Annotated in this window: 6 protein-coding genes and 1 pseudogene; all 7 read right to left on the minus strand. The window is 37.5% G+C overall.

The genetic code is table 11. From position 1 onward, the window contains the following. Positions 1-14: 14 nt before the first annotated feature. Complete coding sequence (locus GTH25_RS14345; RefSeq protein WP_075672918.1) at positions 15-1,139, minus strand: hypothetical protein; 1,125 nt, start codon at positions 1,137-1,139, stop codon at positions 15-17. A 109-nt stretch (positions 1,140-1,248) separates the two neighbouring features. Next, positions 1,249-4,473, minus strand: coding sequence for an autotransporter Pta (gene pta / locus GTH25_RS14350; protein WP_159241789.1), 3,225 nt, complete (start codon positions 4,471-4,473; stop codon positions 1,249-1,251). 458 nt (positions 4,474-4,931) lie between these two features. Continuing rightward, entirely contained in the window at positions 4,932-6,353 is a 1,422-nt protein-coding gene (gene ftsP, locus GTH25_RS14355; RefSeq protein ID WP_075672916.1) for a cell division protein FtsP, read from the minus strand. Between the two features lie 238 nt (positions 6,354-6,591). After that, the gene (locus GTH25_RS14360) at positions 6,592-7,341 is read right to left on the minus strand and encodes a 1-acylglycerol-3-phosphate O-acyltransferase (protein ID WP_075672915.1); all 750 of its coding nucleotides are present in this window, start codon (positions 7,339-7,341) and stop codon (positions 6,592-6,594) included. Positions 7,342-7,405: 64 nt separating this feature from the next. Beyond that, positions 7,406-8,131: a DNA gyrase C-terminal beta-propeller domain-containing protein gene (locus GTH25_RS19385; RefSeq protein WP_373274652.1), complete on the minus strand. Its 726-nt coding sequence runs from the start codon at positions 8,129-8,131 to the stop codon at positions 7,406-7,408. Between the two features lie 51 nt (positions 8,132-8,182). Beyond that, a pseudogene (parC, locus tag GTH25_RS14365) lies at positions 8,183-10,363 on the minus strand (DNA topoisomerase IV subunit A); the annotation flags it as partial. Between the two features lie 32 nt (positions 10,364-10,395). Next, positions 10,396-12,291 (minus strand): DNA topoisomerase IV subunit B, encoded by a 1,896-nt coding sequence (parE, locus tag GTH25_RS14370; RefSeq protein ID WP_099660211.1) that lies wholly within the window; start codon positions 12,289-12,291, stop codon positions 10,396-10,398. Between the last annotated feature and the right edge of the window lie 60 nt (positions 12,292-12,351).

The raw sequence follows: 12,351 nt of genomic DNA on the forward strand, positions 1-12,351 counted from the left end.
CTGTATGATATTTTTTATTTCAAAAAAAGTAATAAATCATTTAATGCATTTTTATTAAACCGTGGATAGTTATTAATATTAGCATCATTAAACTTTAACTCATCGATAGTATTTTTAATGTATGATGTTTTTTGTCTATTATTCACTTTGTATTCATCAAAAATCAATTTTATTTTATCTTTATATATATCATTATTATTATAAAAACCTTCATCTCCCTCAAAATCAAAATCAATTGATTTATTATCGTTCATCATCGCCTCTTGCATATAGAATGGTAATAATGTTTTCAAATTATCACCCAAAATCTGTATTCTTTTATTATTTCCAAAAGTTTTAAGATTTTCTTTTATATTTTCCAATTTAATTTCTAACTTTAATAGAAATATTTCATTCCTCATTTCCTTTTCTTTTAAATCATGAATGAATTTAATTAGGTTATTAACATGAACTTCTTTATTTGGTTTGTTTATTTTATTTAAATCTTTTATGTTTTTTATTATTATGACTTTATTATCTTCACTCACCCCCTCATCATAAATAGAGTCGAGCAACTTAAAAATACTCTCTTTATAAAAAATATCATTTCTTGATATAAATTTAAAACATTCCTCACTGTCAGTTTGTTTTAATCTGCTTTCATTCTCTTTATTTTCTATTGAACTTATCAATTTATTTAGAGTTGAATATAGTAACAAGAAATCACCCTTAGTTCTTATATTATTTTTCAAATAGATATTAATATACTTATTTTCACGTTCATCTATGCCATTTTTCATCCTTCGTTGTAAAAACGAGGACATTTTATTATTAAGATCACAATAATCTATTGTAGTTCTATCAGAATTAATAACTTTCTTATTTCTCAATGAGTTTAAAAAGAAGAAGCTATTTACTTTCTCATATTTATCATAATTTAAAATAGAATCACAACTTATTTTAACATTCGTTATTTCTTTTATAAAATCAAATAATCTTTGAAAAAGACCTCTCTTCTTATATGAAAAAATAAAACTTCTATTTACATTATCGATTTTATCAATTAAATCCTTTACGCCATAAGCACCATTATTCACTCTTCCTTTATAATGAACAATATATTTTATATCTCTTAAAGTAGCATCATTAATAGTAGTCATACTTCCCCCCTCTCTTGCCATTTTAAAATAAAACACTAATATTAATTTTAATACAAAAAAAAGCCCTTATTACTAAGGGCTTTCAATATCAAAAAATAACAAATAAGATTTAGAAATTAACTTTCAGTGTTGCATTGATACCACTTGAGCTTACATCACTATTATATTGACCTTGGTAAGAAATACCGAAAGTTGTTGATTTGCTTAATTGTGCATCAACACCTAAACCAACACCAAATAGATTATCTAGTTTGCCGCCACGTAATGTTGCATCACCAGAGTTTGATAAGAAGAGGCGTGATTCAGGACGGTTATCACCAAATAAATGACTTGCAGAAATATCGCCTTTTAAAGCCATATTAACGTTGCCAGCCATAAATGGATATCCACCACGTAAACCAATAGTACCTACTTGAATATCTTGTGAGTCAGTCTTAGTGGTAAATTTCATATTACCGACATTTTCATTGATATCATCAGTTGATACACGCAACCAGCTAAATCCTGCATATGGCTCAATAGAGTACTGATTAGTATTAAATTGAGTATAAGCACCTTCTAAGAAAATTTGAGTAATTTTTGCATCATAACTTGTAGAGTTATAACCTGCATTTTGTCCTACCCAAAGTGTTCTTTTTGCATCTCTATCTTGGTTAGTATGTGTGAAACCATAGTTTAATGAAGCCACGTCATACAGATTAGACACACCATAAGCACCAATATGGATATCGTTACTGTCTATTTTACCGTGTTCATTACCTTTATATTTGGTTGAACCCGCACCAAAGAATAAACCTGCTTTGGTATTTTCGGTCACATCAATTTCTGCACCTAATAAGCCAACATAGAAATCAACATCCATATTGCTATGACCATAATCAGCACTGCCCCATTGGCCAATACCTGTTATCCAAATACGTGCATTGCTATTATCCAATTTAGCATAACGGCCTTGACCAATACCCATTGCTTGATCTTTCACTGTACGTGTTAAACCTAACACATTCACAACACTTGCATTGTTAGCATTAAGGTACATATCGCTGCCCAATGAATTATAAGTCTTGCTCAGATCTCTTTCATTCATTGGTAATACTGCATTGAATAAATCGCCACGACCTGTGCTATCCAATGTATTAGCAATAGAGCGACCATTTTCATTGTTAGCAAATGTGGCTAAAGAAGTATTTTCTTTCTTACTTAATGTACCTGTAATTGTGTTGTCTTTTACAGAAACATTTTTATCAAATAATGCATAATCACTATTTGGATTATTATTGGCTAACATTTTAGTTTTAGTACGATTATCAACTAAATTGTCCGCATTAACGGTGCCTGTCGCGACTGTATTATTAAGATAGATATCTTTTAATTGACCTTCATTATCGGCACCAATATCTAAACTAGCTCCTTTATTTAAGGCCATATCACCAACATTAACATCATGTCCAACGGTAACTAAATACGTTCCTTTATCGTTGATATTGATATTAGCTTTATGACTCTCATTTGAGGCTAATTGGCCTTGTTGTGTAAAGGTATCGTTATAACGATCAATGACACTTAATTTACCACCGTTGACATTAACAGCTTCAGTGCCAAACGATTCGGTAAAGCCATATAATGTTCCTTGCTCGACTGTTGTACCGCCACGATAAGTATTATCGCCAGTCATAACCAATGTGCCTTCACCTCTCTTAACTAAAGCACCATCATATAAACCAGCGTCAATTTTAGCTTGAATAGCATCAGCACGTTTTTGGTAATACTCTTTACGCCATTTCTCAGCATCTTCTTTGCTAACAATATGGGAAGTTGGATCTGGGTTACCATCGTTAATAACAAAATCCGTTCCTAAATTATAATCACCACCAGCCGCAATACCCTTCTCTTGATAGTCTTTCAGCCATGCTAAATCTTCTTGTTCACGAAGATCTAACGCAGTTTGTGAAATATCATTTGTCCAGACATCAAGCGGTGTCATACTTAAGTTATATTCAAATTTACCTAAGAATTGACCCGGACCATACATCCCTTTATCTAAATCTGGGGTACCCCAACCATAACGCACATCCGGCGTACCTTCAGCCGCAGTCCAGCTATCATATAAAGAGCCATCTGGATTACGATGATTAGCAGTTGTAAACATCACATCACGAACTTGCATCGCATTCATTGACTCGTAACGCGACATCAATACACCCATTGCACCCGTAACGTGAGGTGCCGCCATTGATGTACCACTAAAGGTATCCCAACCTGCATTTCCCTCTTCATCAACAACTGACGAATAAATGTAACGACCTGGTGCAACAACCGTCCACCATTTCGCATTACCCGCTTCATTGAAGATTTTTTCTAATTCATAACCCGATTTGTCTGCATTCTGTTTCAGACCCGCAACTGCAATCCAATGTTTTTCTGCTTCAGGATTAAAGTAAGGATAAAGAGGACGATAATAAGGCTGAGCAAAGTCTCGGTTACCCGTTGTAAAGACTTGAACAACGTTAGTGCCTTTTACTGCGTCATAAGCGGCATCAACAAAGGAAGGTTTATCGCCATAGACTTTTTTAAAGTAGAAATATTCGTATTCCGTTTGCGCAGTGGTATCTACTGGCATATGTACTGTTGTATTACCGCCATCAGGGCCTACAGTTTTATCTGCGTTAATAATACGAGTGTTTGTACCCCAGCTATTATTAATGACTTGAGCCCCTGCATCGACCATGGCTTTCCAGCCAGTGTAGAAATAGGTGTAATCTTGGTAAGGACCGTAGTTATTGCTGTCTGTTGCGCCTGTATTTCCTAAATAGACATCCGCACCCCATGCCACCCCATGCATACCATTGCCGTCACGGTTTGCACCTACAGTGCCTGTAACGTGTGTTCCGTGTGTATCATTCACACCTTTGATCCAGCCTCCATCAACATCAAAAGCTTGACCTTTTTCATAATGCCCACCCAATTCTTGAGGATAGCGCATACCCGTTGTGCCATATTGACCTTTGGCTTTTACTGCATGAAAACGAGCATCATTCAATTCTGGATGTGATAATAATGCACCAGAGTCCATGACACCGATTTTGGCACCTTGCCCATGAAAACCAAGTGCATAAGCACTAGAGGCATTCATAGCAGCTAGCCCCCAGTCTTTTTGATACTCTTGGCTTTCCCAACTTTTGGTATCGCCTAATTGCCCAGCTTCTGAATATGCTACGGAATATCCAGAAAAAAGAAGTGCTGATGCAACAAGGGAAAGTTGAAATATATTATTATTTATTTTATTTTTTTTATTTATTTTGTGATGGTGACTTAAAGCTATTTCTTTGTTCATTCTGTACCTTCAGTTATATTAAAATTTAATAACATTAATTAAGGATCAAAAACAAAAGACGCAAAGATTCTCTAGTTTCTAGAGAAATAATTACTTGAAGGACATCTCAAAAATATGATCCCACACCATAAAAATAGATAGATTGGCTACGAAATCACAAATTAATAGATAGATTAAACAAAAATAGATCGCCTGTTATTATATTACAAATAAACAAAATTAACCTATTTCAATATTAACCTCATTGGTAATAATATTTAAATAAACTTAATAAAGATAACCTAAATAAAAAAACAAAAACATCAAATTGATTAACAATTTATCTTTGAGAATATTTCTCTCTATTTAACTTTAGTCTAAAAAATATAATCCACATTATTTTAAATATAAAAAAACAGTATCTTTATTTTAAAAATACTGTTTTTCTTTTAATTTGATTTAGTGTTACTACTTATTTTTTATTCAAAAGGCGTGACTTCCATTTGTCCTACCATCCCTTTATCTGCATTTTCTAATAACTGGCTATAATACAGGAAGGGGAAATGTGAATAAGAAGGCTGTTTTAATTCCACCAGCAATTCACTTTGGTTTTCGATCCAAACTGTATCTTTCCAACCAAAATCTGCAGGTGCAGGTTTCTGACCATTATGGTTAATCACTTTAAAACGGGCACCTTCAATATGGAATGGCTGTGGTGTCGGTACTGTTACAAGCCAACGTTCCCACCCATTTTGCTTGCCTACTAAATCAATTCTTGAAAGCTCCCAACGAGCATTATTTATTCCTGGAGGACTGTTATGCAGTTGGATGGTTCTAGGCTGAATAGAAGTAGTGATTTGAGTGTCATCTACTGCCAATTGTGCAGGTGCTTTATCTGTCACTAACGACATCAATCCGGTTGGTTTAATGGTTAATACATTGGTATTACGTAGTAAATCAGAAGGTTCAAAAATACCACGGAGCCTATCCATAAAGCCAGCACTTTGCCCTGCGGTAATTGTCACTTCTCCACCTTCAGACATATCAACCAATATTTCACGTCGCTCACCCGGAGCCATTGGAATTGATTTCAGCTCTATCGGAGATGTTAACAGACCTTGATCAGAAGCGATAAGGTATAGTGAGCGACCATCATTTGCAGTTAGTTCATAACGGCGAGCATTAGATGCATTAACTAAACGTAAGCGGATCCATCCTCTTGAAACTTCAATATAAGGATCTTCACGTCCATTGACTAACAATGTATCGCCATAAAAACCATCACTAGCGGCTTCTTTGTCGTATTGTGGCGTGCCAAAATTATCGATACGTTTATCTTGAATAATGATCGGAAAATCATTTACACCATAATGTTTTGGTAAAGGGAGGGATTTGCTCTCTTCATCTTCCACAATCCACATTCCCACCAATCCATTATAAACATGGGGTGCCATTTTAAAGGGAGTATTGGCATGATACCAGCATGTTGCTGCTTTCTGTCGAATAGGCAATACCGGCGACCAATAAGCGCCAGGTGACATTAATCTTGCCGCGCCACCAACTTGAGTCCCCGGAACTAATAAACCGCTCACCGTCATTGATACTGCTTCATTAAGACGGTTGCTATAAATAAGTTTTATATCATCGCCACTTTTGACTTTGATTGTCGGTCCTGGTGTTGAGCCATTGATCCCCCAAACTTCCGCTTTTTGAGTACCATTAAATGCCCAATGCACATTTTGCAAAGTCAGAAAAAGAGGCTGACCACGGCGAGATTCCAACAATGGCGGTATAGGTAATTGTTTATCATTAACTGATTCAGCACGAACAGAAGAAGATATTGAGCCCAGACATACCGCTAAGCCTGAAGCCTGAATAAACTGGCGACGACTAAATGACATACTTTCTCCGCAACAAAATACAAATATTCCTATCGCATAATCAAAAATGTAGAGACAGGAAAAAAGCTGCTGTGATTTAAAGACAAAAGGACTTAAATGAAATTACGGGAGCATAATAGCGCGGATGTGACATAAATCCTAAAAATAGTTGATAATCTAGTATGTTTTCATTAATTAAAAATGATATAAGCCTGAAAATCAGGCTTATATTGTTATGATCAAAAAAACCAAATAAGTATTAATTTAATTTACCAGGAAAATCACGCTTATTCATTTCTTCAACTTCTTTATCTAGCTCTTCGATTTTCGCTTTCATAATTTGACGACAATCTTCTGCTAATTCTCGAACTTGATCTTTGGTGTATTTTGATACATCAATTGGAGGCAACATTTCAACAATAACGTAGCCATTATTCCAGCGATTTAGCTTAATTTTATCCTGCGTTGTAGAAACACAAACCGGAATAATAGGCACACCTGCTTGGATGGCGGCATGGAATGCACCTGTTTTAAACGGTAAAAGGCCACGACCACGACTACGAGTTCCTTCAGGGAACATCCACACAGAAATCTTCTTTGATTTAATTTGATCAGCAACTTGTGAAATAGTGCCATGTGCTTTAGAGCGATTTGCTCTATCGATCAAAATATTACCGGTTATCCAATACAACTGACCAAAAAAAGGAATGAAAATTAAGCTTTTTTTACCCACGGTTACAGTATTAGGTTGTACTGCATTTGACATCGTCACCATATCAAAATTATTTTGATGGTTTCCGATATAAATACTTGGGCCATAGCTTTCCGCTTCTTTTGGAAAACGCTCAACGAGCTTGATACCAAAAACAGTAGATAACTTGCCGAATAAACGTCCATAAGTCATTACATGTTTAGGATTTCTTGGTGAAAACATGCAATAAATCATTCCAAACGTCACCACAATAATGGTGTACAGGATGACAATGATGCCTCGAATAATGGCTAACATAAGTTTTAGCGTCCTAAATAGAAGTGGGTCAACAGACCCACTAAATATCAATTAAGTATTAGATTTAATTGGTTTCAATATCAATATGATCGATAACTTGAGCACCACGAGGTAAAGAGGTTCCTCGGCGTCCACGTTTTGCTTTAAAGCTAACTAGCTCATTCATCGACATTGTCATTTTACGTTTACCGAAATGTAGCGTTACAGAGGCATTTTCAGGTAATACTCGTAACCAAGCGACGTTATCCTCACCACTTGCTGCTTGTGAAGCAGGAATAGAAACCATCTGATTTCCCTTTCCTTTTACCATCGTTGGTAATTCTGTCGCTTCAAAAATCAGCATTCTGCCACCTTTCGTAATGATCATAATGAGATCCGTGAGCTCATTATTCAAGCGTTGTGGCGGTAATGGTAATGCATTTTCAGGTAAAGTCAGTAGTGATTTCCCTGCTTTATTTTTAGAAGTTAAATCATCAACCTGACAAATAAAACCGTAACCTGCATCAGATGCCATTAAGATTTTATCGGTACCTTCGCCCATAACAACATGGCGTAATTGTGCACCCTTCTGAACTTTTAATCGTTCAGTTAGCGCATCGCCCTTGCTACGACCAGAAGGTAATGCATCAACATCAACGGTATAGCTTTGACCAGTTGTATCAATCAAGTGTACCGGTTGGTTACTCATGCCTTCAACGGCATTAAAATAATCATCACCGGATTTAAAACCAGCCGATTTAGCATCAATATTATGTCCTTTCTGGCAACGAATAAGCCCTTTTTCAGACATAATGACAGTAACAGCTTCTGGATGTAGATGTTTTAACGGAATAGGTTCATCGCCCACATTACCGCTAAAATAATTGAGTTCTTCTGCTTTAAGCACTTCTTGCTGACCATCAACAGTAAAGATTAATGCTTCATCTTTAGGTGCGAACAGAATTTGTTCAATCACATCACCTTGCTCTTTTCCTAAAGCAACAAGACGTGTACCACGTCCTTTTTTATTCATTTCATTTAGCTGTTCTGCTGAAATGGCTAAAATACGTGTTTTATCAGTGATAATAATAAACCAGTGTTGCTCATTTTTCTTCTGAGGATCAACTAAGAATGGTTCTAATAACTCAGTCTCTTCAGAAACAGTCAGCAACCCTTTACCTGTCTTATTCTTTGTTTCCATCTCATCGTAAGAGAGAACAGAGCCATAGCCTTCTTTTGTCGCCAGTAAGTACTCTTGCCCAGCACTTCCCGCTAACATGTATTTCACGCTGGCATCAGGTGGGAAAGTTAACTTGCCAGTTAATGGTTCGCCTTGGCTACGCCCTGAAGGCATATCATTTGGACTTAAGGTGTAACTACGTCCCGTAGAATCGAGGAACAGAACTGGCTGATTACTCATACCACGTACTGCGCTGTGATAACTATCCCCTGCACGATAACTCATGCCACTCGGATCAATATCATGTCCTTTCGCATTGCGTACCCAACCCATTTCAGACAGCACAATGGTAACAGGCTCTGATGGCAACATATCTTGTTCATTAACTACTTTCGCCTCTTCTTGAGGACGGATCGGCGAACGACGATCATCACCAAATTCTTTTGCGTCAGCTTCAATCTCTTTTTTCAGTAAAGTATTTAAACGACGTGGTGAACTTAACAACTTCTCAATGCTATCGCGTTCTTTTTCAAGCTCATCACTTTCGCCTTTTAGTTTCATCTCTTCAAGTTTAGCTAAATGGCGTAAACGTAACTCTAAAATAGCTTCAGCTTGAATATCGGATAACTCAAAGCGGCGCATTAATTCTGCTTTTGGCTCATCTTCATGACGAATAATTTCAATCACTTCATCAATATTGAGATAAGCAATTAATAAACCTTTGAGAATTTCTAAGCGACGTAAAACTTTTTCTAAACGGTGATTTAAGCGGTTTGTGACTGTTTGGCGACGATAAACTAACCATTCGTTTAAAATAGTCAGCAATCCTTTTACTGCTGGGCGGTTATCTAACCCAATCATATTTAGGTTAACACGATAACTTTTCTCTAAGTCAGTATTCACAAACAAGTAGTACATAACTTGTTCTAAATCGACGCGATTACTACGAGGAACAATAACAAGTCTAGTTGGATTTTCATGATCAGATTCATCACGTAAATCTTCAACTAAAGGTAGTTTTTTGGCACGCATTAATGCAGCAATTTGCTCGAGTACTTTGGCGCCAGAAACTTGATGAGGTAATGCAGTGATCACCGCACACCCTTCTTCTTTCTGCCACACAGCCCTCATTCTGACAGAGCCACGCCCTGTTTTATAAATCTTTTTGATATCGTCTTGAGCGGTAATAATTTCAGCTTCAGTCGGATAATCAGGGCCTTGAACATATTGCATCACATCAGATAATCCCGCATCAGGGTTATCTAAAAGCATCACTAAAGCTTGCCCTATTTCACGCGCATTGTGCGGTGGAATATCCGTTGCCATCCCAACAGCAATACCTGTTGTTCCATTAAGCACGATATTAGGTAAGCGTGCAGGTAACATTTTCGGCTCTTGCATCGTGCCGTCAAAGTTAGGGATCCAATCTACCGTACCATGTCCTAATTCACTCAATAATGTTTGTGAATATTTAGAAAGGCGTGATTCGGTGTAACGCATCGCAGCAAAAGATTTCGGATCATCCGGCGCCCCCCAGTTACCTTGTCCATCAATTAACGGATAACGATAAGAGAAAGGCTGAGCCATTAATACCATTGCTTCATAACATGCACTATCACCATGTGGATGATATTTACCTAGCACGTCACCAACTGTACGAGCTGACTTTTTAAATTTTGCGTTATTACTTAAACCAAGCTCTGACATCGCATAAACGATGCGACGTTGCACGGGTTTTAGCCCATCTCCAATAAAAGGTAATGCACGATCCATAATGACGTACATGGAGTAGTTGAGATAAGCATTCTCTGTAAATAAGTGGAGCGGTTGGCGCTCTACACCATCATGAGTCAATTCACTCATTCAATTTTTTCCTCAGACTCTTGTGGTATCCATTACACTTCGATGTCAACTTCATCGCCTTTCTCTTGTAACCAATTTCGGCGATCTTCAGAGCGTTTCTTCGCTAACAACATATCCATCATGCCTAGGGTTTCTTGATAATTTTCATCATCAATCACCAATTGCACTAAACGACGCGTATTAGGATCAAGCGTTGTTTCACGCAATTGAAGAGGGTTCATTTCACCCAATCCTTTAAAGCGCTGTACATTAGGCTTTCCTTTTTTACGGCTTAGACGTTGTAAAATGGCATTTTTTTCTGATTCATCAAGGGCATAATGAACTTCTTTACCCAAATCGATACGGTAAAGCGGTGGCATCGCCATATAAACGTGTCCATCCTTAACAAGAGCAGGGAAATGCCGCACAAATAAAGCACACAATAAAGTGGCGATATGTAAACCATCCGAGTCCGCATCTGCAAGGATACAAATTTTACCGTATCGTAATTGGCTTAAATCATCACTATCAGGATCCATACCGATTGCCACCGAAATATCATGGACTTCTTGTGACGCTAACACTTCATCAGAAGAGACTTCCCATGTATTTAAGATCTTACCGCGCAGAGGCATAATCGCTTGATATTCACGATCCCGTGCTTGTTTAGCGGAGCCTCCCGCAGAGTCCCCTTCAACTAAAAATAGTTCGGTGTAACGTAAATCTTGAGAAGTACAATCAGCTAATTTACCCGGTAATGCTGGCCCTGAAGTAAGTTTCTTTCGTACCACTTTTTTGGCGGCACGCATACGGCGCTGAGCGCTGCTAATGGCCATTTCAGCAAGTAATTCACCGATTTGAACATTCTGATTTAGCCATAAGCTAAAAGCATTTTTTACAGCATTTGCAACAAACGCACTGGTTTGTCTTGAGGAGAGTCGCTCTTTGGTTTGCCCTGCAAATTGAGGATCTTGCATTTTCACTGATAATACATAAGCACAACGCTCCCATGTATCATCAGCCGTTAACTTAAGCCCTCTTGGTAGTAAATTACGGAATTCACAAAATTCACGCATTGCATCTAACACGCCTTGGCGTAAACCATTTACGTGAGTACCACCTTGAACCGTCGGAATTAAGTTAACATAGCTTTCAGTGAGTAGATCGCCACCTTCAGGTAGCCATAACATAGACCATTCAACGGCTTCATTATCACCTTCAAATTTACCAGTAAAAGGCACTTCTGGAAGGCGAACAAATTCTGCAACAGCTTCACTTAAATAATCGGTTAAACCATCAGCGTAGCACCAGTTTTCTTGGGTGTTATTTACTTTATCTATAAAAGAAACATTAACGCCTGGGCACAGTACCGCTTTGGCTTTTAATACATGAGATAAGCTTTTAGAAGAAAAACGAGGAACATCAAAATAGGAGCCATCAGGCCAAAAATGTACACTCGTTCCTGTATCTCGTTTCGCACAGGTGCCAATTTCATGTAACTCTTCAACTTTATCGCCATTTTCAAAGGAAATTTGGTAAATTTTACCATCACGACGAACAGTTACTTCAATACGCTTTGAGAGGGCGTTAACAACCGAGATCCCAACACCATGCAACCCGCCAGAAAATTGATAGTTTTTATTAGAGAATTTTCCTCCGGCGTGGAGGTGAGCAAGGATTAACTCGATAGCAGAAACATTAAGTTCAGGGTGAATATCGACAGGCATTCCTCGCCCATTATCGATAACTTCGATAGATTGGTCTTCATATAAAATGACATCGACCTTCGATGCGTGTCCCGCAAGCGCCTCGTCCACGCTATTATCTATCACTTCCTGTGCCAAATGGTTCGGTCTTGTTGTATCTGTATACATCCCGGGACGGCGACGTACAGGCTCTAGACCATTAAGAACCTCAATATCCTTTGCGTTATAACTTGATTGAGTCATTGTTTTAATCTGCGGTTCGCTGTTAGAAAAATACTGTCTATAATAACAGGTGTTGACGGC

The organism is Proteus terrae subsp. cibarius, from assembly GCF_011045835.1.
Classification (GTDB): domain Bacteria; phylum Pseudomonadota; class Gammaproteobacteria; order Enterobacterales; family Enterobacteriaceae; genus Proteus; species Proteus cibarius.

Excerpts from the sequence above, each read along its gene's own strand:
- GTH25_RS19385 (WP_373274652.1), bottom strand. The coding sequence starts at position 8,131 with ATGTCTGAAAAAGGGCTTATTCGTTGCCAGAAAGGACATAATATTGAT.
- GTH25_RS14360 (WP_075672915.1), bottom strand. The coding sequence starts at position 7,341 with ATGTTAGCCATTATTCGAGGCATCATTGTCATCCTGTACACCATTATT.
- GTH25_RS14345 (WP_075672918.1), bottom strand. The coding sequence starts at position 1,139 with ATGACTACTATTAATGATGCTACTTTAAGAGATATAAAATATATTGTT.
- ftsP (WP_075672916.1), bottom strand. The coding sequence starts at position 6,353 with ATGTCATTTAGTCGTCGCCAGTTTATTCAGGCTTCAGGCTTAGCGGTA.
- pta (WP_159241789.1), bottom strand. The coding sequence starts at position 4,473 with ATGAACAAAGAAATAGCTTTAAGTCACCATCACAAAATAAATAAAAAA.
- parE (WP_099660211.1), bottom strand. The coding sequence starts at position 12,291 with ATGACTCAATCAAGTTATAACGCAAAGGATATTGAGGTTCTTAATGGT.